18 protein-coding genes are annotated in these 24,064 nt (G+C 52.0%); all 18 read right to left on the bottom strand.

Going from position 1 to position 24,064, the window contains the following annotated elements:
• Nucleotides 1-54: 54 nt before the first annotated feature.
• The 18 genes from pheS to FE845_RS14145 all read right to left on the bottom strand — a co-directional run bounded on the left by pheS (nucleotide 55) and on the right by FE845_RS14145 (nucleotide 24,022).
• Complete coding sequence (gene pheS, locus FE845_RS14060; protein ID WP_200365769.1) at nucleotides 55-1,053, bottom strand: phenylalanine--tRNA ligase subunit alpha; 999 nt, start codon at nucleotides 1,051-1,053, stop codon at nucleotides 55-57.
• Nucleotides 1,054-1,212: 159 nt separating this feature from the next.
• Nucleotides 1,213-1,566: a 50S ribosomal protein L20 gene (gene rplT / locus FE845_RS14065; protein WP_022989373.1), complete on the bottom strand. Its 354-nt coding sequence runs from the start codon at nucleotides 1,564-1,566 to the stop codon at nucleotides 1,213-1,215.
• 44 nt (nucleotides 1,567-1,610) lie between these two features.
• Nucleotides 1,611-1,802 (bottom strand): 50S ribosomal protein L35, encoded by a 192-nt coding sequence (gene rpmI / locus FE845_RS14070; RefSeq protein WP_200365771.1) that lies wholly within the window; start codon nucleotides 1,800-1,802, stop codon nucleotides 1,611-1,613.
• Nucleotides 1,803-1,904: 102 nt separating this feature from the next.
• Complete coding sequence (infC, locus tag FE845_RS14075; RefSeq protein ID WP_200365932.1) at nucleotides 1,905-2,444, bottom strand: translation initiation factor IF-3; 540 nt, start codon at nucleotides 2,442-2,444, stop codon at nucleotides 1,905-1,907.
• Nucleotides 2,445-2,446: 2 nt separating this feature from the next.
• Nucleotides 2,447-4,372, bottom strand: a complete 1,926-nt coding sequence (gene thrS / locus FE845_RS14080; protein WP_200365780.1) for a threonine--tRNA ligase — start codon at nucleotides 4,370-4,372, stop codon at nucleotides 2,447-2,449.
• Nucleotides 4,373-4,543: 171 nt separating this feature from the next.
• On the bottom strand, nucleotides 4,544-7,156 hold the full coding sequence (locus tag FE845_RS14085; protein WP_200365783.1) for a TRAP transporter permease: 2,613 nt from the start codon (nucleotides 7,154-7,156) through the stop codon (nucleotides 4,544-4,546).
• A gap of 85 nt (nucleotides 7,157-7,241) precedes the next feature.
• Complete coding sequence (locus tag FE845_RS14090; protein ID WP_200365785.1) at nucleotides 7,242-8,225, bottom strand: TAXI family TRAP transporter solute-binding subunit; 984 nt, start codon at nucleotides 8,223-8,225, stop codon at nucleotides 7,242-7,244.
• A gap of 188 nt (nucleotides 8,226-8,413) precedes the next feature.
• Nucleotides 8,414-10,798, bottom strand: coding sequence for an efflux RND transporter permease subunit (locus tag FE845_RS14095; protein WP_200365787.1), 2,385 nt, complete (start codon nucleotides 10,796-10,798; stop codon nucleotides 8,414-8,416).
• A 46-nt stretch (nucleotides 10,799-10,844) separates the two neighbouring features.
• A complete protein-coding gene (locus FE845_RS14100; protein WP_227714364.1) occupies nucleotides 10,845-11,993 on the bottom strand; it encodes a WD40/YVTN/BNR-like repeat-containing protein in 1,149 nt (382 codons plus the stop codon).
• A 48-nt stretch (nucleotides 11,994-12,041) separates the two neighbouring features.
• Complete coding sequence (locus FE845_RS14105) at nucleotides 12,042-13,430, bottom strand: DUF1329 domain-containing protein (protein WP_200365789.1); 1,389 nt, start codon at nucleotides 13,428-13,430, stop codon at nucleotides 12,042-12,044.
• 180 nt (nucleotides 13,431-13,610) lie between these two features.
• Nucleotides 13,611-16,262: an aminopeptidase N gene (gene pepN / locus FE845_RS14110; RefSeq protein ID WP_200365791.1), complete on the bottom strand. Its 2,652-nt coding sequence runs from the start codon at nucleotides 16,260-16,262 to the stop codon at nucleotides 13,611-13,613.
• Between the two features lie 84 nt (nucleotides 16,263-16,346).
• Nucleotides 16,347-17,186: a DUF2797 domain-containing protein gene (locus tag FE845_RS14115; protein ID WP_200365793.1), complete on the bottom strand. Its 840-nt coding sequence runs from the start codon at nucleotides 17,184-17,186 to the stop codon at nucleotides 16,347-16,349.
• Nucleotides 17,183-17,476 (bottom strand): YeaC family protein, encoded by a 294-nt coding sequence (locus FE845_RS14120; RefSeq protein WP_200365795.1) that lies wholly within the window; start codon nucleotides 17,474-17,476, stop codon nucleotides 17,183-17,185. Before FE845_RS14120 ends, FE845_RS14115 begins: the two co-directional genes overlap by 4 nt.
• Nucleotides 17,477-17,640: 164 nt before the next feature.
• Nucleotides 17,641-18,504, bottom strand: coding sequence for a rhomboid family intramembrane serine protease (locus FE845_RS14125; RefSeq protein WP_200365806.1), 864 nt, complete (start codon nucleotides 18,502-18,504; stop codon nucleotides 17,641-17,643).
• 59 nt (nucleotides 18,505-18,563) lie between these two features.
• Nucleotides 18,564-19,583 (bottom strand): metallophosphoesterase, encoded by a 1,020-nt coding sequence (locus FE845_RS14130; protein ID WP_200365808.1) that lies wholly within the window; start codon nucleotides 19,581-19,583, stop codon nucleotides 18,564-18,566.
• Between the two features lie 2 nt (nucleotides 19,584-19,585).
• Nucleotides 19,586-20,470, bottom strand: a complete 885-nt coding sequence (locus FE845_RS14135; protein WP_200365810.1) for an NAD(+) kinase — start codon at nucleotides 20,468-20,470, stop codon at nucleotides 19,586-19,588.
• 137 nt (nucleotides 20,471-20,607) lie between these two features.
• Nucleotides 20,608-21,852, bottom strand: a complete 1,245-nt coding sequence (locus FE845_RS14140; RefSeq protein WP_200365812.1) for a DNA repair protein — start codon at nucleotides 21,850-21,852, stop codon at nucleotides 20,608-20,610.
• Between the two features lie 100 nt (nucleotides 21,853-21,952).
• Nucleotides 21,953-24,022: an NADPH-dependent 2,4-dienoyl-CoA reductase gene (locus FE845_RS14145; RefSeq protein WP_200365814.1), complete on the bottom strand. Its 2,070-nt coding sequence runs from the start codon at nucleotides 24,020-24,022 to the stop codon at nucleotides 21,953-21,955.
• Nucleotides 24,023-24,064: the final 42 nt, after the last annotated feature.

Here is a 24,064-nt window from a genome sequence, read left to right on the forward strand (position 1 = left end):
TGCCTTGTCCTGATGCGGTTTTGACTATTGGTTCGGATGCCGTAAAACATCGAATTAGCGGAATTGGCGTAGAAAGCGCAGGTCGTTCTCGAAAAACATACGCAAATCATTTACTCCATAACGGAGCATAGCCATGCGTTCGACACCCAAGCCAAATGCGAAGCCACGGTATTCCTCGGCATCAATACCGCAATGTTCAAATACTTTCGGATGCACCATGCCGCAACCCATGATTTCCAGCCACTTTATGCTGCCATCGGCTTCACGGCCCCACTCGATATCTACCTCGGCAGAGGGCTCGGTAAACGGGAAATAGGACGGCCGGAAACGAACCTGAAGATCACGTTCAAAAAACACTCGAAGAAACTCTTCAACCGTGCTTTTCAAATCCGCAAAGCTGACATTTTTCTCAACCAACAACCCTTCAACCTGATGAAACATAGGGGTGTGCGTCATGTCGGAATCACAGCGATACACTCGACCTGGGCAAATCATGCGGAACGGTGGTTTGCCAGCCTCCATGGTGCGAATCTGTACCGGAGAGGTGTGAGTGCGCAGCACGGTTCCGGGGTTGAAATAGAACGTATCGTGCATGGCCCGAGCAGGGTGGTGATCAGGTATATTGAGAGCTTCAAAGTTGTGATAGTCATCTTCAATCTCTGGTCCCTGCTCTACGGTATAACCAGCACGGGAAAAAAACTCTTCGATTCGCTGCAGAGTGCGGGTAACCGGATGCAGTCCTCCCAGGTCTTGACCACGACCGGGCAGACTCACATCAATGGATTCACTCGCAAGCTTTTGTTCAATAGCAACCCGCTCAAGCTCACTGCGCTTGGCATTAATCGCTTGCTCAACCTGCCCTTTTGCCTCATTGATCTTCTGGCCGGCCGCGGGGCGTTCTTCGGCAGAAAGTTTACCTAGAGTTTTTGCTTGCTGGGTAATAACGCCTTTCTTACCAAGATACTCCACACGAATGTGATCAAGCGCCTGCAAGCTGTCGGCTTTTTCTACTGCCGCCAAGCCGTCCTGAACCAATTGCTCCAGGTTTTCCATTGACCCTGCTCCAAACCAGAAATGAGGATTTCAAAAAAAGAAATCTTGAAACAAAAATAGGGGAAGAGCGCGCCCTTCCCCTATTAAACGGTGCCTGTTGCGCGAATAGATTGACGCAGGGCACCGGTTCGATTCGTAATCGATGAAAGAGCTAAGCGATCAAAGAGACGCTTTAGCCTTCTCAACAACAGCGGCAAACGCCTGCTGTTCGTTCATAGCCAGATCAGCCAGAACCTTACGGTCGATTTCAACGTTTGCCTTTTTCAGGCCAGCAATCAAGCGGCTGTAAGACAAGCCATTGGCCCGGGCGCCAGCGTTGATACGAGCGATCCACAGTGCGCGGAAAGCACGCTTACGGTTACGACGGTCGCGATATGCATATTGACCGGCTTTGATAACCGCTTGCTTGGCAACGCGGAATACACGGCTACGAGCTCCGTAGTAACCCTTGGCCTGCTTTAAAATCTTCTTGTGACGACGACGTGCAACCACGCCACGTTTAACACGAGCCATACTATAATCCTTCTACCTTAAAACCGTTGTGAGTGTTTGCTAGGTTATTGACCGAGCATACGCTTTACGGATGCCACATCAGATTTGGCAACCAATGAAGTACCACGCAGCTGACGCTTACGCTTTGGGCTCTTCTTGGTCAGGATGTGACTGGTGAAGGCTGACTTGTGCTTGAAGCCGGTAGCAGTTTTCTTGAACCGCTTGGCCGCTCCACTCTTCGTTTTCATTTTAGACATTTTTTAAAACTCCGCATTCTGTTTTTTTAAATACATAAATGTGAACCTGAACGACAAAACCCCCGCCTATACTACGGCAGGGGATTCATCATTGAATCAAGTTCACTTCTTTTTGCGGGGAGCCACAATCATGGTCATTTGCCGGCCTTCCATTTTCGGCCGCATTTCGACCTGAGCCAGCGCCTCAATATCTGCTTCAATTCGTTCCATAAGCTTCATACCAATCTCTTGGTGTGCCATCTCACGGCCACGGAAGCGGATAGTGATTTTGCCGCGGTCCCCGCCTTCAAGGAAACGTACCAGGTTGCGTAGTTTTACCTGATAATCCCCTTCTTCAGTTCCTGGTCGGAACTTAAGCTCTTTGACTTGCGTCTGTTTTTGCTTCTTCTTGGCAGCAGCCTTCGCCTTTTTCTCGTCGAAGACCTTTTTGCCATAGTCCATTATTTTACAGACGATCGGATCGGAATCTGTAACCTGTACCAGATCCAGAGTCGCCTCCTCTGCCATTCTGAGGGCTTCTGCGATCGGAACTACCCCTACCTGAGTGCCTTCGGCATCAATCAGGCGGACTTCAGTTGCATCAATATTCTCATTGATCGGCGCCTTTGGAGTACGCCCACCCCGATTCGTTCGCTGTTTAATAGTTAAATCTCCGTCTTGATTCTGCCCTTACGTTCAACATCTCCTTTCAGAAGTTGTTCAAACGCTTCGAGCGATAGAGTTCCCAAATCTTCGCCTTTGCGGGTTCTCACCGCAACGGCGTTGTTCTCGACCTCTTTATCACCGACAACGGCAAGAAAGGGAACTTTGTTAATAGTATGCTCGCGGATTTTAAAGCCGATCTTCTCGTTTCTCAAGTCAGCATTAACCCTAAAGCCTAAAGAATCCAACTTTTTCGCGAGATTTTGACAATAATCACGCTGATTATCGGTGATATTGAGGATTGCGACCTGAGTCGGGGCAAGCCATGTTGGGAACGCGCCCTCGTACTCTTCAATCAATATGCCAATAAACCGCTCGAAAGACCCAAGTACGGCACGATGCAGCATAACCGGCGTTTTACGCTCGGAATTATCAGCAACATACTGGGCACCCAAACGACCAGGCATCGAGAAATCTACCTGAATAGTGCCACACTGCCATACCCTTCCGATACTGTCCTTGAGCGAAAATTCAATTTTCGGTCCATAAAACGCGCCTTCGCCCGGCAATAGCTCCCAATCTACACCTTCACGATTCAGCGCTTCTTCCAAGGCGGCTTCTGCTTTATCCCATACCTCGTCTGAACCCACACGCTTTTCGGGGCGAGTGGATAACTTATACAGAATTTGATCAAACCCGAAATCTTCATACACTTCGTGGAGAAGCTCGATGAACTTTGAAACTTCCGGCTGAACAGCGTCTTCTTCGCAGAAAATGTGGGCATCATCTTGCGTAAACCCACGCACTCGCATCAAACCGTGCAAAGCACCAGATGCTTCATTGCGGTGACAAGAGCCAAACTCCGCAAGGCGCAGTGGTAGATCCTTATAGCTTTTCAGCCCCTGATTAAACACCTGGATATGACACGGGCAGTTCATCGGCTTAATAGCAAAGTCGTGCTTTTCGGATTCCGTGGTAAACATATCATCACGGAACTTGTCCCAATGGCCGGATTTCTCCCACAGGCTGCGGGATACCACCTGCGGCGTTTTGATTTCCTTGTACCCGTGACGGTGCAGCATGTCGCGCATATACTGCTCAATTTGCTGATACACAGTCCAACCATCAGGATGCCAGAAAACCATGCCCGGGGACTCTTCCTGCATGTGGAAAAGGTCCAGTTTTTTTCCGAGTTTGCGGTGGTCACGCTTTTCTGCTTCTTCCAAGCGGTGCAAGTAAGCCTTGAGGTCTTTCTTGTTGCCCCAGGCGGTGCCGTAAACCCGCTGTAACTGCTCATTGCTGGTATCGCCGCGCCAGAATGCGCCGGAAACCTTAGTCAGCTTAAATGCTTTTAGCTTGCCGGTACTGGGCACATGGGGGCCACGGCAAAGATCGATAAAATCGCCCTGCCGGTAGAAAGACAGGTCTTCATCGCCCGGAATATCTTCGATAATGCGGACTTTGTATTCCTCACCCATCTCGTCAAACAGCTTTACCGCTTCGCTGCGGGAAAGCACCGAGCGGGATACGGGGATATCCTGCTTAGCGAGTTCTTCCATACGCTTTTCAATTCGGGCCAGATCCTCATTGGTAAAAGGCCTGTCAAATTTGAAATCGTAGTAAAACCCGTTATCAATAACTGGACCGATGGTCACTTGAGCAGCAGGGAATAGCTCTTTAACTGCCATGGCCAACAGGTGTGCCGTTGAGTGGCGAATAACGTCGACACCGTCTTCATCACGCTCTGTGATGATAGCCAGCTCGGCATCTTGTTCAATCCTGTGGCTGGTATCTACAAGCTTACCATCCACCTTTCCGGCAAGAGCTGCTTTGGCGAGGCCAGCACCAATATCGGCGGCAACATCATGAACGGTAACGGATTCTGCGAAACTACGGTGACTGCCATCCGGCAGAGTTATGACGGGCATGAAAGACTCCTGATTGATTGCTCAGCGGTGATCTATACGAGAGATCACATGGTGACGGCGTTCCGCGATACAAACCGCGAGCCGTTTCGAGGCGCAGTTTAACAGAAAAAACCCCGGCAGGTTAATGCCGGGGTTTGTTTGAAGCCCTACTTAGTGATTTGCGTGCTTAGCCTAACGGTTAGCGGGAACAAAAGCTGGCCGCTCCCCCTCACCGGCCCTGCGCCGCAACTGCAAAAAGGCCAGAATTCCAAGTAGGAGAAGTGCGGGAATGAACATCAGCTCTTTCGGTGGGCGCGGATTTGCCACTTGAACGGCATCAATAGTCCAACCGAAACTGAGCCCGGCTTTTTCCGCATCACTGCCGAAATTAACAAACTCAACGTTCATCACTTCACCAGACTTCGACACTTCCAGTCCAGCTGCGGCCAGTCGCTCCTCAGGCGTGTCGCCCTTCGGAAGCGGCAGTTTCATAAACTTGGACACATCATCGCCAGACAGCGACATGCCGGAAGCCTGAAGGATAATGGGCTGATCTGCGGCAACCTCGTCAACGTGCTGCATCAGCTCCGCACCGGGGCGCTCGTTAGTGGGCGGATAGATTTCATCCCACCAGAAACCCGGACGAAACAGGGTGAAAGTAATCAGCAGAAGGCCGATGGTTTCCCACCAACGGGTTTTGGTAAACCAGAACCCCTGAGTCGCTGCAGAGAACACCAACATCGCCGTGACCGCACTGAACACCGTTACCAGCAAATCAAACCAGCCGGTCAAGCCGATCAGCAACAACTGAGTATTGAAGATGAACATGAATGGCAAAATGGCGGTTCGAATGTCGTAGGTGAAGCCTTGAATACCCGTTCGTATCGGGTCTGCCCCCGAAATCGCTGCCGCTGCATAGGCAGCCAGACCCACCGGCGGCGTGTCATCGGCGAGTATGCCGAAGTAAAACACGAATAGGTGCACAGCAATCAGTGGAACCAGCAGACCGTTTTCTGCTCCCAAGGTCACAATAACCGGTGCCATCAGTGTGGAGACCACGATGTAGTTGGCGGTGGTGGGCAGGCCCATCCCCAATATCAGACTAATGAGGGCCGTGAAGCCCAACATCAGCAGCAAATTACCACCGGAGATAAACTCCACGAACTGCGTCATCACCAGCCCTATGCCGGTTAGTGTGACAGTGCCGACCACAATACCTGCCGTCGCAGTCGCCACACCGATTCCCACCATATTGCGGGCGCCGGTAACCAGCGAATGCATCAGGTCTGAACTGCCCTGCTTCAGACCGTCCAGATAATTCCCGCTGTCTTTAAAGAAGGCTTTAAGCGGTCGCTGGGTAATGATGATAAACACCATAAACACGGTAGCCCAGAAAGCCGACAACTGCGGCGAAAAACGCTCCACGGTCAGGCACCAAACCAGCACGACCACCGGCAATAGGAAATACAGCCCGGTTTTTACCGTTGGCCCCACCGGCGGCAACTTATCCATAAGCGAATCAGGCGCATCTTCCTCCAAGTCGGGGAAGCGCGAACCGTAGCCCACAAGCCCAACGTAGATCGCAACCAGCAGCGGTGCCAGTATCCACATGGCCGCGCTACCGAAAACATCCTTCATCCAGCCGACACCGTAATAGACTGCTAGAGTCAAAATACTCAGCCCGAGCAAAATCATCACCCAAACGAGCATACGCTGAGCCAAAGTAGGTTTATTCAGGCGCTCAACGCCCTTCATGTTCATCTTGCAGGCTTCCAGATGAACAATGTAGATAAGTGCCACATAGGAAATCATCGCTGGCAAAATGGCATGCTTGATGACTTCCAGATAGGAAATACCCACGTACTCAACCATCAGAAACGCCGCAGCACCCATAATGGGAGGCGTTAGCTGGCCGTTGGTAGAGGCCGCCACTTCCACAGCACCGGCTTTCGTGGCAGGAAACCCAACCTTTTTCATAAGCGGGATAGTGAAGGTGCCCGTTGTAACCACGTTCGCGATAGACGAACCAGAAATAACACCACTAAGGCCACTCGCAACCACGGCGGCTTTGGCGGGACCGCCGCGCATGTGACCTAGCATGGCGTAGGCCACTTTAATAAAGTAGTTTCCGGCACCGGCACGTTCGAGTAATGCGCCAAACAAGACAAACAGGAAAACAAAACTGGTTGATACGCCCAGAGCGACACCGAAAACACCTTCCGTGCCCAACCATTGGTGCGATGCCAGCTTATTCAGGCTTGCCCCTTTGTGGGAGATCACATCTGGCATATAAGGTCCGGCCAGAGAGTAGATAATGAATACGCCTGCAACAATCGTGAGGGGTAGACCCAGCGCACGACGTGTGGCCTCCAGAAGCAAAACAAGCCCCGCCATCGCGACCACTAGGTCTTGCATATTGGGAGAACCGGGACGGTTTGCCAGCTGATCGTAGAAAACGTACAAATAGGACGCGGTAAACGCTGCGGCAAGTGCTAACAGCCAGTCGTAGACGGGCACCTTGTTAACATGCTTGCCTCGAATCATAGGGAACGCAGCAAAGGCCAGAAACGAGGCAAATGCGAGGTGAATAGAGCGCGACTCCGTAGAGTTAAGCACGCCAAATTCGAAAATATAAGGTAATGGTGATGCTATCCAAAGCTGGAAAAGAGACCAGAGCAAAGGAACAACAAAAAGAATGATAGCCGCAGATCCGGTTGCAGCTCTTCCACCGGATTCGGTTTGAAGAAACTCCTCAACCTTCTGCTTATCGATGCTATCCCCGGCTTTCGGCTCGCCATTGGTCATAGCAGAATCCTGTTAGAGGGAAACGGTAGGTAAATTATAGCTGCGGGCGTGGTGCCCGCAGCCATTCCAACAGCTAGAAATCGAATTAATCGATCAAGCCAGCTTCTTTGTAGTACTTAGCTGCACCTGGGTGCAACGGCGCACTCAAAGCATCGGATACCATTTCTTCCTTCTTCAGGTTTGCGAAGGCTGGGTGCAAACGCTTAAAGCTGTCAAAGTTTTCAAACACTGCCTTGACCACTTCGTACACTACGTCGTCAGGTACGTCGGTAGACGACACAAACGTTGCAGCCACACCAAAGGTGGTTACGTCGTTGTCAGAGCCGCGGTACATACCGCCAGGAATCACAGCTTTCCGGTAGTACGGGTTGTCATCGATCAGTTTTTTGGCTGAGTCGTTGTACACGTTAACCAGAGTACTGTCGCATGATGTGGTCGCTTCCTTGATAGCACCGGAGGGGTGACCAACAGTGTAGAAGAAGGCATCAATGTTACCGTCACACAGCGCCTGAGATTGCTCAGCAGCCTTTAGCTCGGCCGCCAGAGAGAACTTATCCATGGTCCAGCCCATTTCGTCCATCAGCACTTCTGCTGTGGCGCGCTGGCCGGAACCCGGGTTGCCTACAGAAACCCGCTTACCGGCGAGGTCTTCAAAGTTCTTGATACCTGAACCCTTGCTGGCTACTACGGTAAACGGTTCCGGGTGCAGGGAGAATACAGCACGCAGTTTTTTGTTAGGGCCGTCGTCTTTGAACTGGCTTGTGCCATTGTAGGCGTGGTATTGCCAATCTGACTGGGCAACTGCGAGATCCAGTTCATCCTGTCGGATTGCATTCAGGTTGTAGACGGAACCACCCGTGCTCTCCACAGAGCACCGAATGCCGTGCTCTTTGCGATCCATGTTAACCAAGCGGCAAATAGCACCACCTGCAGGATAGTAAACACCGGTAACACCACCGGTTCCGATCGTAACAAAGCGCTGCTCTTGTGCGGAAACCGCAGTAGAGGCAGCACCCAAAGTAACAGCCGCAGCAACTGCAAATGCGGAGGCTTTAAATTTCAGTGTCATGTAATCATTCCTTATTTTTAATCGTTGTAATCAACTGCCCGCCTAAGCACACGGGCAAGCATCGCGCTCACAATAGAACATAGACCACTTCACATCATAAATAAAGCTTGGGTTAGCTCGCTAACCAGTTGAGCACACAACAAAAAAGCCCGCGACTGAGCGGGCCTTTTTGTTAGCGACTGCCAGTTCTATTTTGCAGCGCGTGCTGTGGCGATCATCTGATCCGGCCGCAGCAGGAAGCGCGCGAGCGCCGGAAGCAGCCAAATTGCGCCAATCATATTCCACAGGAACATGAAAAATAGCAGGAAGCCCATATCGGCCTGGAACTTAATGGGTGAGAAGATCCAGGTCACCACACCCAGCCCCAAGGTTACACCGGTAAACATAACAGCCTTTCCAGTAGAGCGCAGGGTCTCGAAATAGGCATCTTGAAGCGTTTTACCCTCGAGCAAGTATTTTTCAAGTTTGCTGTAAATATAGATGCCGTAGTCCACACCGATACCCACGCCAAGCGCAATCACAGGAAGGGTTGCTACCTTTATGCCAATACCCGACACAGCCATGATCGCTTCGCAGAGAATCGAGGTTAACCCCAGCGGCACAACAATACACAGCACAGCCCGAATAGAGCGGAACGTGGCAAAGCACAATAAGCTCACCACGCTATACACCAGGATAAGCATCATATCCTTGGCGTTAGCGATAACCTCATTGGTAGCCGCTTCAACACCGGCATTACCAGCTGCAAGCAAGAAGGTGTGATTGTCGTTGCTGTTAGCTTCGGCAAATACTTCCACTCTCTCGACCACAGTCTCCAGCGTTTCCGCTTTGTGATCTTCAAGGAACACAAGTACAGGCGTGAGGCTGCACTTGGTATTGATAAGTCCAGACGGCGCTTCACGGATGGACGCGTTAATAATGGTCTGGTTGCGGGAAATCTCATACCACTTCCAGTTGCCTTCGTTCAGCGCCTTGGTCACGATCTTGGACACATCGGCAAGCGACGCGGAGGACTGGACGCCAGGGGTGTTTTGCAGCTCCCACTGAAGCGAGTCCATAGCCCGCAGCACATTGTACTGGGTGCATTGCTCCGCCGGTGTCTTAACCATCACAACCAGCACATCGGCACTTGTTGAGTAGTTGTCGATGATATAAGCATTATCCAAATTGTAGCGCGAGTCAGCACGCAGCTCAGGGGCACCCTGATCAAGATCACCTACTTTCAGATCCTGCTTGTAATACAGACCAAGCCCCAAACCCACCACAGCAATAAGCAGTGAAATCGGTGCGACGCCCGGATGCGCGAAGTAGGACATCAGCCGCCATTTGCGATCTTGTTTTTCGCCGTGGTTCTGTACATGACGAACACCACCCTTTGAAATACCAAGATACGACATGATCAGTACATGCAGTACGAGATTGGTGATGATAACGAATGCAACACCCAAACCCGCGGCAATGGCCAGATCACGGATAACGTCAATTTCGATGAAGAACAGCGTGAGGAAACCGAATGCGTCGGAAATCAGCGCCAACATGCCAGGGATATAAAGTGCACGGAATGCCAAACGGGCAGCGGTGATCGCATCAAAACCTTTCGCAGCCTCTACTGCCATAGCGTTTACAATTTGCACGCCGTGGCTGATACCAATGGCAAAAACAAGGAAAGGCACAAGTACCGAATAAGGGTCCAACCCGTAGCCTAGCAGCCTCAGAGCGCCCAACTGCAGGAATACTGCAACAATGGAGGTAAATACAGGCACCAACGTGCCCGTGATGCAACGGGAATACCAGAACAGTAACAACGTGGTCAGCAGGATCGTAATGCCTGCAAACCAGGCGATCGAACCAATCCCCTCGATCAAGTCGCCCACTTTTTTGGCGAAGCCGACAATGTGGATCTTGATGTTGGGATTTTGCGCTTCGTACTTATTCCGGATTTTTTCTTCCAACTCTCGAGAAAACGTTGCGTAATCCAGCGGCTCGCCAGTCTCCGGGTTTTTCTCATACAAAGGCGCGTACACGATAGTAGACTGGAAATTATCGGATACCAGCCGACCCACTTCGTTGGATCGCAGGATATTCTGGCGCAACTGTTCCAAACTTGCAGGCGAGCCGTCATAGTCATCGGGAATTACATTGCCGCCCTGAAAGCCTTGTTCCGTTACTTCCACCCATCGAACGTTTGATGTCCAGAGAGTTTTCAGGCCAGACCGGTCGACACCGTTTAGGTAGAACACCTCGTCAGTGATCTGCTTTAGAGTCTCCATGTACTCAGGAGAGAAGATATCACCGGTTTTGGTTTCTACGGCAATACGCACAAAGTTGCCGAGGTTTTCCAAATCATTCCGGTGATCCAACATATTGATAACATACGGGTGCTCAAGCGGAATCATTCGCTCAAAACTTGCATCCGGCTGTATTTTTACCGCGTTGTAGCCCAAAAACGCCGTTAATATCAGGAAGCCGATGAGGATCACCGCCCGATTGTTGAAAATCAGGCGCTCCAAAAACGGCTCGGCCTTTGGCGTTGTCAGGTAGTGTTCACCCCTGTCATGGTTCGGGTTGGACATTCAAAAGCCCCTCTATTATTTTTTCGGTTGTTGCCACATCAGGGCGTTATTGAAGGTTCTTTCCGCGCGCATCGGTAATCTTCACGCCGCTTTCACCGACAACGAGAAGATTGGTTCCAGCTACCGGAACGACGCTCATTATGCCCGCCCGGTCACTCCGGAAGTGCTCACGAAACGAGTCTGCGCCATTACCGCTCATAAGCACAGTGCCACCATTGCCAACCAAAGTTATCCGGCCGTCTTCAGCGACAGCGCCATCATTAAGCGTTGCGCCCGCACTGTTCGGCACCATTCGCCAGCTTTTCCCCAAATCGGTTGAAAACAGCATGTTGCCACGCAAGCCAAAAGCTAGAATCTCGTTCACCTGACCGGTTCCAATGACGCCAAACAGAGAACCCTCATAGGGGCTTTCTCGGCGCTCCCAGGTTGTTCCGTTATCCACCGAAACATGGATTTGCCCGGCTTCCCCAACGATCACAAGTGCACCACCGGTAACGCGGGTAATGCTGTTAAGGTGAAAGTTTTGGGCATTCTGAATTTTCGGTGCCCAATCGCTCCAACTATTTCCGCCATCTTGCGTGCGCAGGATCATTCCGTAGGCGCCTACAACAAACCCGTGCTGATCGTTCTCAAACCAAACACCAAGCAACGGGTTTACAGGACCGATATCCAAATCTGACTGCATGTTTTCCATAGCAAAAATCAGATCATCCATTGCCCATTCAAGATCAGCTTTCTCCGACTCGGGCGCTTCTTCAATGCGCTCTTCCATCGCAGCAATCTGATCTTCCTTGCTCGCAATGGCCAACTCAGACGCATCAATCCCCGTTAACTGGAGGCTCCAATTCTCACCACCGTCCTCGGTATGCAGAACCACCCCGCTGTGGCCAACAGCCCAGCCATGGGTTTCTGTTCCGAAGTCCACAGCCGTTAGAGTGACAGACACAGGTACGCTGCCCTGCTCCCAGGATTTTCCGCCATCATCGGAATATATGATGTGCCCCCTTTCACCAACCGCCACTATCCTGTCACCCGCGCGAACGGCGTCAGTGAGAAGATTGGATGGGGCCAAGTCGGTTTGCCGGGCCGGCGTTTCGATAAGATCCGCAAGCGCATATGCCGCTGGCGCGGACCAAACCATGGAAAGCCCGAGGCAGGCTGCCCCTAGCGTCTTGCACATCAACCTTTTAGCCATTCAGATTGCCTATTATGTTGTTTTAACTGTAAATCTCTGGCGTGCGCTTTAACGAACACTCCTGCGACGCAGGGAAGCCGGAGAGTAATAGCGCTTGTTCGGAACTTCTTCTGTGAGCACACGGGTATTTGGCTCTTCAGTATCTAGGCCGAGCACGTGATAGCGACGCGCCTGTAGATCATGATAGACGTCCAAAACTGTCCACACACCCGGAAGTTCATAATAATTTTTTGCCAAACCCATGGTTACACGCCACAACTCTCCACGGCCGTCATACTGATCTAGCAAAAGTGTATTCCAGCTATCCTCATCCACATAAAAACGACGCTTGCCGTAGATATGACGGGCACCGTCTTTCAGGGTGGCTTCAACCACGTGCACACGGTGCAATTCCCAACGGGTCAGGTCCGGGTTCAAGTGGGAAATGCCGAGAATTTCAGAATAAGGCGTGCCTTTTTCGCCAATTCGGTAGTTGTTATAAGGAACGTAAATTTCCTTTACACCCTCATAGTTCCAGTTGTAGCGATCCAGAGCACCGTTAAAAATATCTGAATCGTCTGCCGTGCGAAGGTTATCCGCCGTTGCAATTGGTGAATCATAACCCAAGTTCGGGGCTCTACGAACGCGGCGCTGCCCAGCGTTATAACCCCAGCCATTTCTTGGATTAATGATTTGATTCAGTGTTTCGTGAATCAGAATGGCGCTTCCCGCAAGGCGCGGTGGCGACTGGGTAAACGAGGTGTAATAGAAAATAATGTTGTCCAACTCCTCCTCGCTGCCCTCTGGATTATAGAAGTTGAAAAACGCCTCTTGCTGGGTCGTGACCAGTGAGTAATCGCCATTGGCTTGCACAGCAACCTCACTAGAGCGACGAGTGCCGGACACTCCGCGCCAACGAGTAAGATGATTCCAGATAACCTGCCAAGCTTTTTGCTCATCATTCCCACTCAGAATCGGGAAGGGGTAGCCGCCATAGGCGCCATCAAGACCCTCACCCGTACCAACAACTTCTGCCTTAACAGCATTCTCACGGGTGTTTTTAGCAACCCATTCGGGTACTGCATGGGTACGACGGGACTTGTAAACCGGAACACGAAAACTGGTTGGATAGGTTTCAAGCATTGCCAGAACGCCGTCTGAAAGATGCGCCGCGTACTGGTCTTTGTTCGCTGCAGTGATGGTGAACAGCACTTCGTCGTTCGGGAAAGGGTCTATATGATGCTGACCTGATTCACTATAGCCAGCGGGTGGCTTAGTTATACCGCCCGTCCACTCCGGGATAGTGCCGGATTCATTGCCCGCTTTGGGGGAGCCGAAAGGCGTCAGGGTTTGGCCGAGGCGCGATGCCTCAGCTGAAGAAACGGCTGCCCATGAAGATGTTGACGCTATCGAGAGGGCGAGCAAGCCCCCGAGTAACGCACTTTTTTTATAGTTCATATATCGCCCTGAAATCATTTTGGAAGCCTGTGGAAAGGCTTTTTTATTGTTACCTGTTGAAGACACAGGCTTTCTAACAGGTTAGCCAATCTGTCAAGGTTGTCTATCGACCGAAAGTGCGATTTTGTATCCAGCTGTAATCAGGACGTTCAATTACAGCTGGCTTTCTAACACGAGACCTTAGGCTTCAAGGCTCTTATGCACCACTTCGTACAAATCCGCTGACAGCTCGGGCTTATCTCGGATCTTTTCCAGCGCCTTGTGCATTAATGCGCTGTAGGTTGGTGCAAACTTCTTCCAGCGTGTCAGTGGCGCCACTAAACGAGCGGCGATCTGCGGATTACTGTCATCCAACCGGCACACCTGATCCGCAAGAAACCCGTAGCCCGAACCGTCTGGATTGTGGAATGCCGCCAAATTCTGGCCCGCGAACACGCCAATAACGGAACGTATCTTGTTGGGATTTTTCCAGTCAAATGCCGCGTGCTTTAGTAGTGCCTGAATCTGTGGCAACTGCCCTGCCCGATCGCTGGAGGCTTGCACGGCAAACCACTGCTCAACAACCTGCGGGTCATCCTGGAAGCGCTCGTAGAAGTCAGCCAGAGCTTGGCTTCGCTCCGCCGCGTATTCGGAGTTCACCAATGCGCGCAATGCACCTATACGGTCGGTCATATTGTCGGCATCGCTATACTGCTTAACAGCCAGATCGCGACCCGCATCGTCATTAATCAGCAGCAGCCACGATAATGCTGTATTCCTCAAGCTGCGGCGAGCGATGGACTCCGGCGTAACTCCATAAGCTCCGCCGCCCGTATTTGCGTGATAGCAGGCCACCAACTCATCCCGAAGCGAGGTGGCGAGGTGGCTCAATACACGTTCGCGTGCACGGTGAATAGCGGCGACATCCGGGCTATCCGCCAGCTCGATCAGGTAGGCCTCGGAGGGCAACTGCAGCATTTTAGCAACCAGTGCCTGATCGAGTGACACATCGGCAAGCAAGGCTCTGTATGCCTCTACCAATCGCGGCTCAATCTCCGCCGTCTCGGGTGAGCTAACCAGTGACTGGATGACATCCACAGCAAGGCGTTGGCCAGCGTCCCAGCGATTGAAACCATCCGGATCATGGCTCATCAAAAACACCAGCTGTTCACGGCTCCAGGGATAAATCACCCGCACTGGCGCAGAAAAGTGACGCAGAAGCGAGGGCACAGGCTTCTGGGCCAAGCCATGAAACTCGAAGGTGTGGCTTGCTTCTGTCAGTTCAAGAACCCGCTCGGTCGGCACGCTTGCTGCATCACCCGTGCTTTCGAGCCGCAGGGGCAAGGCTTCGCCCTCAACACCCAGCAGGCCCAGAGCAAAAGGAATATGCTGCGGTTTTTTGTTGGTCTGCCCGGGTGTGTCGGGAATTGTCTGCTCAACCGTTAGGCGGTAGATGCCTTGTTCCGAATCATATTCGTCTGACACCGTCAGTACGGGTGTGCCTGCTTGGTCGTACCACAAGCGGAACTGCGTGAGGTCCCGGCCAGACGCATCCTCCATCGCCTTTACAAAGTCGTCGGTGGTAACTGCCTGGCCATCGTGGCGCTCGAAATACAGATCACTGCCTTTGCGGAACAGATCCGGCCCTAGCAGGGTATGAATCATGCGAACAACTTCTGCACCTTTTTCATAGATCGTCAGGGTGTAGAAGTTGCTAATTTCCATGTACGAGGCAGGTCGTACCGGATGCGCCATGGGGCCGGCATCTTCTGCGAACTGGGCAGTGCGAAGTAGTGTTACATCCTCTATGCGCTTGACCGTTGGAGAGCCCATATCAGCCGAAAAGGTGGAATCCCGAAATACCGTAAACCCTTCTTTCAGGCTCAGCTGAAACCAATCTCGACAAGTTACCCGGTTGCCAGACCAGTTATGAAAATACTCATGGGCAACGATGGCCTCAATACGCTGAAATGCCAGATCAGTGGCGGTCTCTTGGCTGGCCAAAACACATGAAGAGTTAAAAACATTAAGGCCTTTGTTTTCCATGGCCCCCATATTGAAATCATCCACCGCAACAATCATGAAGATATCCAGATCGTACTCGCGACCGTAAACCTCTTCATCCCAGCGCATAGAGCGCTTGAGGGAGTCCATGGCATGCTCGCATTTAGCAGCGTTACGGGGTTCAACATATATACGCAGATCAATGTCTCGGCCGGAACAGGTAGTGAAGGTATCCTGCTTTTCCACAAGATCGCCCGCTACAAGAGCAAAAAGATAACTCGGCTTTGGGAACGGGTCTTCCCATGTAACAAAGTGGCGACCGTTCTCCAGATCGCCCCGATCTATATCGTTGCCGTTCGACAGCAACACCGGGCAAGTGGCTTTATCTGCCTCAATGCGGGTGCGATATCGAGCCATCACATCCGGCCGATCCGGAAAATAAGTAATGCAGCGAAAACCCTCCGCTTCACACTGGGTACAGAACATACCGGAAGATTTGTATAGCCCTTCAAGGCGGGTATTGTTCTGGGGCTCAATCCAGGTCACAACGGTTAATTCGAACTGGGATGGCACACTAGTAATAACGAGATGCTCGCCGGTCTCTTCATAGTCGTTGCCCGCTACCAGCGCCTTACCGTCCAATTCAACTCGCTCAAGCTTGAGGCTATCGCCGTCTAGCGTAAGCGGTGCGGACACTTCTTTAGATTCCGGGTTTTGGCGCACGCTCAATGTGCTGTGGACCCTTGCACCATCATCGTAGAGCTGAAAGCAAAGTTCGACGGTGTCCACCAGATAGGCAGGTACTTTGTATTCGCTCAGGTGAATGGTTTTCGGCTGATTTGTGCGCATTTATTGTCTCCAGATTTCTCAGCCCGAGACCTGTCCAAAGCAGGCACTCGGGTTTTATAAAAGCGGCCGGGAATGGGTGGTTAATTAAGCACCCATCACCCGGAAACGAACTTCGTAACCGGTAAATTTGCGAATATTGATCACACCGGTGTCGAGTATCAGGTATTGCCCCTTGATACCCTCAAGTATCCCTTCTACTTCCGGTGTTTTATCCAAATTGTGGGTTTTGATTTTCGCTGGCCAGACATGTACCGGGTAAGTCAGGTCAAGCCCTTGCTCGTCGACCTCACGAATAGCACCTTGCCCATGTTCTTCCCGCAGCGCAGCGATATCATCCGTAATGAGGGATAAAATTCTCTGGCGCTCCTGCACAAGATCCAATTCCGGCACATCGCCTTTGAGCATGGCGCGCCAGTTTGTGCGATCCGCAACGTGCGCTTTACAGGCCACCTCAACAAGACCGGAAAGGTGGCGGGTCGCCACTCTCAGCATGGGAATGGCATCCACCGCACCCTGATCAATCCAGCGCGTTGGCACCTGAGAGCCGCGGGTAATGCCCACTTTTAGGCCAGACGAGTTGGCCAGATAAACCACATGCTCGATCATGCAGTGGGTTTCACCCCATTCAGGCTCACGACAGGTACCCAAGTGGTAGTGACACTTTTCCGGGCTCATTATGCAGCTATCACAGGCCGCCAGCTTACGGAAACAGGGGTAACAGAAGCCTTGATTGAAGCTCTTTTTCGTTGTTCGGTCGCAGTTAATACATCGGATTACGCCTTCATAATCGAAGCGTATGGGCTTACCTATGAGATCATTCAATGGCACCCGTTCATCGCCCACAGCTAACGCATAAGACACCGGGTCGGCAGTTTCGGCAGGCATTTTCCGGAGCCGCCCGGTTACATCTGCAAGGTTGCTCAAGACTTAACCTCAACAAACTGGTCAGGATCAATATTGTTACCGCCTGATTGATTACGCTGCACGCTCGGGTCACATGCGGTGCCAGCCTTACTGCCTCGATCAAGATAGCCCACTCGCTCCTGCTCCGGGATACCATGCAGGTTCTCGTAGTAGATAACAGCTTCCAGACTAATTTCACGCTGCTGCGGCGTAAGCTTCCGGCCATCGGGCCATTTTCCAAGTTCAATGGACTGGCGCAGGCTCTGGTAAACGTTAGGGTCGAGTCGCTTGATTAACTCTTCGTAGGTCATCCGGTTCTCCTGAACAAACCTTCATAAAAAAGTAGAGGAATCGTTTGACAGATATAAACGATAATGATTATCATTGCTCTACCAAATGACGACGGTCGTATCATTTGGTCTCTCTCATCAGGAGCAATTTGCTTCTTTTATACCCCACCTCTGGTGGGGTTTTTTTATGCTTGCCGCTTCTTACGTGGCGGCAAAATAGCGGCTACGGCCAAGCCCGCGACAAACCCGCCTAAATGCGCTTCATTTGCCATTCGGCCTAGCCCTAGCATTTCGGGCAAAGGGGTGAAGCCAATGACCATCCACACTACAGCAAAGGTTACCAACGCTGGCGGGAACTGGAACCTCGGTACTGATCGTTGGCTTAGCCAGCAATAGCCCAGAATGCCATAAACAACGCCCGAAAGACCGCCAAAAAACGGTCCCGAAACGATGTATTGCAAGCCGTTGGAGAGAAGACTGGTCACTATAAAAAGCGATACCAACCGGCCACGACCGTCAAACCATTCAATTTGGCTTCCCAGAAACCATAGCATCACGGAATTGAAAATAATGTGAGTCCAACTGAAGTGCAGGAAGTCAGGGGTAAAAAGCCGCCAGATCTGGCCGCTAACAAGCGTTGCGGCAAGCGCATCGATGCGGCTGGCAATAGTGCCCCAGTCGTAAGCCCTAGGGTCGACAATGAGCAAATTAGCCGTGAGCTGATTACTGCCGAGACCCGTAAACCAGGCCATCAGCACGCCAAGCACAATGATCCCCAATACCAGAGGTGCATGGCGCGGAGAGGGCTGCCAACGTCCAGCCACAAACACCGGCGAGTGATTCTGTTGCTCAACCGCCTGTCGAATGCCGGGCTCGGCAAGGAATCGCTCAAGCGCTTCCAGAACGGGTTCGGCATGCTCGGAATGTTCCAGCCACAATACCTGAAACCCGCCCTCTTCACTGATTCGGTGAGGAACGCCTTGGCTTCTCAACCACTGGCTGAACCCGCCAAGATCTACACTGATATCCAACTGCTTTACTCGGTACACAATCTACCTTGCCTCGCGGGATGTTCAGATTAATGACCCACACTACTATTGCTTAGCATTTAGCGTGCGACACTGTCCTCACTGGTGGGATAATCCGGGGAGTCTTGATGATCCCGAGCAACGTTAACCCATACGAACTTGTCGCGGGAAAGTTCTCGCTCGCCATCCATTCGGTAGGCTACCAGTCGGCCGTATTTTACTGCGCTGAAATCAATGCATGCGACGTTGGATTTTAACGGAGCAGGTTCACTGTCCATCCAGTAATGCCCCACAAACACCGGTGGCGCGTCCAGCGGATAGCTGATTAACTGCTTGCGTTCGTCCTCGGTGAGTACGCGGTTGGCCACCTCAGGCGGCAAAGGATCTGGCTGAAACACAACATCTGCATAAGTACGAGGATTATCGGCCCAGAACTTGGTGCGGAAGAACTCTCGAACGTAGCCGTCTCGCCCCGTTATTTTCATACCCGGAGGAAGGCGCAAATCCGTTCCACGCAACAAGGTGTCCATTACCTGACCGGCAAATGAATCGATTGCTGCAGACGCATGAAGAAAATCCTCGTCAATGCAGGCGCCACCTTGTACTTGCTTGAACTTCCGGATGAGCTCGTCATCCCAGCAGGCGTGCACCGCACGGAAATCGTCTTCCTCGATGAATAGAGGAATCGTGTAAAACCACTCGAGGAAATCGTTCCATTCATGGGGGTAGGCGTCGAACTGCTCCAGCGTTTCCCGAATCAGTCGGTCGTGCCTCGGGTTGTGCTCGCGCAACCAGGTTTTATCACTGCCCGCCCTGGCCCGCGTGCAGTAGCCCAAAGCATTATATTCGTGGTTTCCCATGACAATACGCGCCGAACCGCGTTCAACCATATCCCTAACCAAATGCAGAGCTTCACGAATTCTCGGGCCGCGATCAATAATATCGCCGATGAATACAGCCTGACGCTGACGATGCTGGTAAACACCGTTTACCTTGCTGTATCCCATCTGCTCCAGCAGCATCGCGAGGGTGTGTGCACAACCATGGATATCGCCGATGATGTCGTAACCACGACTTGCAGTATGATTATTTCCAGCCATGATCAACTCGCTGCTATTTCATTTGCCCAACCAAGCTTATCGCGGCAGGTGGCGTAAAAATTGTGGTCTGTGGGATGAATCAGCCGAATTTTGAAAGGCTTTTTGGCGATGCGAATGATGTCGCCCGGCGCGCAGGCAATGTTCATCTGGCCATCAAAGCTAATTTGCGGGTAGGTTTCGTTGGTTTCCCCAATAACCAGCTTTATCTCGCTCTTTCCATCCACCACAATTGGGCGGCTACTAAGGGTGTGCGGGAACATGGGTACTAAAACAATGGCATCCAGCTTAGGGTGCATTATGGGACCACCCGCAGACAGTGAGTAAGCGGTAGAGCCGGTGGGGGTCGAGACAATCAGGCCATCCGAGCGTTGGCTGTAAACGAAGTGGCCATCAACATAGAGATCAAACCCAATCATTCGGGTAGATTTGCCTGGGTGTAGCACCACGTCGTTCAAAGCGGTACCAAAACCCAACGGTTGCCCGTTGCGTTCTACATTACCGTCGAGCAAAAACCGAGTTTCTTCAATGTATTCACCCTCAAGTACCTTACCAAGGCGCTCTTCCAGATCACCGGGTGAAATGTCGGTTAGAAAACCCAGCCGCCCCCGGTTTACACCGAGCAATGGAATTTTGGACTTGGCCAGTTCCCGAGCCGCGCCCAATAAACTTCCATCACCTCCTACCACAATAACCAGATCGCATATTTCCCCAAGGAGCTTTTTGCTGGCAACCTGCAAACCGTGGCCGGGCAGCATGCTGGCAGTGTCTTCCTCAAGAATAACGTGATAGTGGTTGGCGACCAGATATTGTTTTAATTGGCGCAGAGACTCGACAACTTTCACGCTGCCCATGCGGCCAATAACGCCTATATTTCTGAATTGATCCATGAAGCTTCCTGTAATGTCGGAATACGGTTTAAACAACCAAGCCCGCTCTCACCCATAACTATCTGAGCTACAGTCTACCCAAAGTCACCCGGATACTGAAAAGAGTTCTGGCATATGCAATAGGTGGGGCATTATTTTTAAGGCTGATGGTTCTCACAACGATTGTCGATTCCCGGCCGAAAGTCCCCAGGCTGACTGACGCGCAACAGTGGCTCGCCGCAAGGTTCTTCGTTCTCGATACAATACTGGCAAACCGGATTCTCGTAATGGGCGAGCCACTGCAGATACGCTGGTTCGTTCATGCCACAGCGCTCAGCAGCATAGGCTGTCGGGTTGCTAAAGTAGGTTTCAATATCTTCGTAAGGTAGCGTCAAATGCCCCACACCCGGGCGATAGGCCACTAAAAATACGGACTCTGCTTTTAGGTGGCCCATCACCGTATTTTCTGCCGGTTCCCGGCTTCGAAGCTCATGTACTTCCTGCTCCAGAGCAACAAGCTTCTCATCTCTGTATTCCAGCTCACGCTGCTTGCGATCTAGCTGTTCGCGGAGCAGGACCAATTCGGCAATGGCCTTGGCATCTTCCCGGTCTTTCCCCGCCCCGTTGGACTCAACTTGCTCCTGCATGCTCAGGTATTGCTGGTTACGCTCAGCCAAACGTTGCTTTAATTGTTCATTGCTGTGACGTTGCCGCTCGTACTTCTGCTCCAAATCATCAACCTGAGTGCGCAATGCTTTAAGCTCAAGCCGGTGCTCTCGCTGAACATCGGAAAGCACATCCCGATGCACGCTTTGCAGGGTTTTAATGCGCAAGCGCTGTTCGCGAATTAATTGAGCCAAGCGGGCCCGGTCAGCGCCAATGCGCGATTCGTCATCCGGAGCGGGCTCGTTCTCTCCGGCTCGTAGCACCGGGATATTTTCTTCTTCGGGAGGCACGTGGCGGAATTTCAACGCATTGGCGCTGACAGTTTTGCGGATAAGTTGAAAGTGGTTGTTTCCCGGCGTCATGTCCGGGTCCCACAATTCAGAGGCGTAACTGGGCTTTGGGCACAGGCTGCGACATACGAGGCGAATAGCGCCGCCCCCCATATCTGGCCCTTTTGCACCCATGCGAGCAAGCTCTTCGATGGGCACACTCCAGTTGCTGTCTGCCCTGCCTTCCTCATCAAACCAAATACGGAAAAACACAAGGGCGCGCACCAGAAGATCACTACTTAGGTCCACCAGAACGGCTTTCACATCGGTTTCAGCAAGGTCCGACAGTCCAACATAGCCATCAAGGAAAGCACCAAACTCGCTGGCACGCATCTGCCGGGCCACCTGATTACCTTCGATAAAGAATACGGCCGAATAATCATCGGTTGCCTGACCGGCAGGTACCATTACAGACTCCCCAAAATCAAAAGACTCTCTGGCAGACTAAGACTTTATAGTCTAGTCAGAGAGTCTCCGATGCATAGGAAAAAACTACAATGTTTTGTGATTAGATCTCGGCGGCCAACCGGCTACCCTGATCAATCGCCCGCTTGGCATCCAGCTCTGCGGCCACATCTGAACCACCAATCAAGTGCACAGGCAGCCCTGCCGCTTCAAGCCCGCCCTGCAGTTCACGCAATGGCTCCTGACCGGCGCACAGAATAATGGTGTCTACCGGCAGAATGCGATCTTCACCCTGCTCCGCACCCTTAGGGGTGACGGTGATGTGCAGGCCTTCGTCATCAATCTTGCGATAGGCCACACCGGGCACCATCTGAACCTGACGGTTTTTGAGTGATGTTCTGTGGATCCACCCTGTGGTTTTGCCGAGGTTCTTACCTACTTTCGAGGTTTTGCGTTGCAACAAGAAAACGTCGCGAGCTGGCTCAGGCACGTCTGCTTTCATGCCTTTAATACCACCGCGATGCTCTACCGTAAGGTCAACGCCCCATTCCCGCATAAAGTGGTCCGGATCCAGCGCGGCAGAGGTTCCCTTGTGCACGATAAATTCCGAGACATCAAACCCAATACCGCCAGCACCAACAACGGCAACCTTCTGGCCGACCGGTTTACGCTCAAGCAGAGCATCCAGATAACCGATCACTTTCGGGTGATCAATACCTTCGATATCCGGCGTGCGTGGCTCCACACCTGTTGCCAGTACTACCTCATCAAAGCCACCCGCCATCAAATCATCCACATTTACACGGGTTTCCAGGCGCACATCTACGCCGTGCTTATCCAGCATCACGCGGAAGTAGCGTAGGGTCTCATAGAACTCTTCTTTACCCGGAATCAGCTTGGCCACATTGAACTGGCCACCAACTTCTTTACCGGCATCAAACAGCGTCACCTTGTGGCCACGCTCTGCCGCCACGGTTGCAAACGCCATTCCTGCTGGCCCAGCACCCACAACCGCAATCGATTTGGGCGTTGCAGTTTTCACATAAGTGAGTTCCGTTTCATGACAAGCGCGAGGGTTAACAAGGCATGAAGTCAGCTTACCGCTGAAAGTGTGGTCCAAGCAGGCCTGATTACAGCCAATGCAGGTGTTGATTTCTTCTGCACGGTCTTCAGCAGCTTTCAATACTAGGTCGGCATCCGCAAGGAATGGGCGAGCCATAGACACCATATCTGCATCGCCCTCAGCCAGAATCTTCTCGGCAACATCCGGCATGTTGATACGGTTGGTAGTCACCAATGGGATACTTACTTCGCCTTTAAGGCGTGCGGTTACCTTAGTGAACGCGCCGCGGGGAACAGACGTGGCGATAGTAGGCACTCGTGCCTCGTGCCAGCCAATGCCGGTATTAATAATGGTTGCGCCTGCCTTCTCGATTTCTTTAGCCAGCTGCACTACTTCTTCCCAGGTGCTGCCATCTTCGATGAGATCCAACATGGAAAGGCGATAAACAAGAATGAAATTCTCGCCAACACGCTCGCGAACGCGACGCACGATTTCGATAGGCAGACGGATACGGTTTTCATAGCTGCCACCCCATTGGTCTGTGCGGTGGTTGGTGTGAGCTACAATAAACTGGTTAATGAAGTAGCCTTCAGAACCCATGACCTCAACACCATCATAGCCAGCCTTTTGCGCAAGCTGGGCACAAACTGCGTAATCCTCAATCTGCTTTTCGATACCGGCTTCATCCAGCTCTTTGGGCTTGAATGGGTTGATAGGCGCTTGAATAGCAGAAGGGGCAACTAACGCAGGGGAATAAGCATAACGACCGGCATGAAGAATCTGCATGCAGATTTTGCCATCCGCTTTGTGGACGGCGCTGGTGATCACCTTGTGCTTTTCCACTTCGTCGTCGTTGGTCAATTTGGCGGCACCCTGAAAAACGGCGCCTTCCGGGTTTGGCGCTATACCACCGGTTACAATCAGGCCAACACCACCACGGGCGCGCTCAGCGTAAAACTCGCCAAGACGTTCGAAGCCATTTTTGGCCTCTTCCAGACCTGTGTGCATGGACCCCATCAGGGTACGGTTCCGCAGTTTGGTAAAGCCCAGATCCAGTGGTTCAAGCAAGTTAGGGTACTTGGCCAGGCCAGATGTCGCATTGGTCGTCATAACGGGTCTCCTCATAGTGATCAAAGGCAGGATCTTAACCGC

It is taken from the genome of Marinobacter sp. 1-4A (genome assembly GCF_016597725.1).
In the GTDB taxonomy this organism is placed as follows: domain Bacteria; phylum Pseudomonadota; class Gammaproteobacteria; order Pseudomonadales; family Oleiphilaceae; genus Marinobacter.

Coding starts and splice junctions, on each gene's coding strand:
- pheS (WP_200365769.1), bottom strand. CDS start 1,053: ATGGAAAACCTGGAGCAATTGGTTCAGGACGGCTTGGCGGCAGTAGAA.
- rplT (WP_022989373.1), bottom strand. CDS start 1,566: ATGGCTCGTGTTAAACGTGGCGTGGTTGCACGTCGTCGTCACAAGAAG.
- rpmI (WP_200365771.1), bottom strand. CDS start 1,802: ATGTCTAAAATGAAAACGAAGAGTGGAGCGGCCAAGCGGTTCAAGAAA.
- thrS (WP_200365780.1), bottom strand. CDS start 4,372: ATGCCCGTCATAACTCTGCCGGATGGCAGTCACCGTAGTTTCGCAGAA.
- FE845_RS14085 (WP_200365783.1), bottom strand. CDS start 7,156: ATGACCAATGGCGAGCCGAAAGCCGGGGATAGCATCGATAAGCAGAAG.
- FE845_RS14090 (WP_200365785.1), bottom strand. CDS start 8,225: ATGACACTGAAATTTAAAGCCTCCGCATTTGCAGTTGCTGCGGCTGTT.
- FE845_RS14095 (WP_200365787.1), bottom strand. CDS start 10,798: ATGTCCAACCCGAACCATGACAGGGGTGAACACTACCTGACAACGCCA.
- FE845_RS14100 (WP_227714364.1), bottom strand. CDS start 11,993: ATGGCTAAAAGGTTGATGTGCAAGACGCTAGGGGCAGCCTGCCTCGGG.
- FE845_RS14105 (WP_200365789.1), bottom strand. CDS start 13,430: ATGAACTATAAAAAAAGTGCGTTACTCGGGGGCTTGCTCGCCCTCTCG.
- pepN (WP_200365791.1), bottom strand. CDS start 16,262: ATGCGCACAAATCAGCCGAAAACCATTCACCTGAGCGAATACAAAGTA.
- FE845_RS14120 (WP_200365795.1), bottom strand. CDS start 17,476: ATGACCTACGAAGAGTTAATCAAGCGACTCGACCCTAACGTTTACCAG.
- FE845_RS14130 (WP_200365808.1), bottom strand. CDS start 19,583: ATGGCTGGAAATAATCATACTGCAAGTCGTGGTTACGACATCATCGGC.
- FE845_RS14135 (WP_200365810.1), bottom strand. CDS start 20,470: ATGGATCAATTCAGAAATATAGGCGTTATTGGCCGCATGGGCAGCGTG.
- FE845_RS14140 (WP_200365812.1), bottom strand. CDS start 21,852: ATGGTACCTGCCGGTCAGGCAACCGATGATTATTCGGCCGTATTCTTT.
- FE845_RS14145 (WP_200365814.1), bottom strand. CDS start 24,022: ATGACGACCAATGCGACATCTGGCCTGGCCAAGTACCCTAACTTGCTT.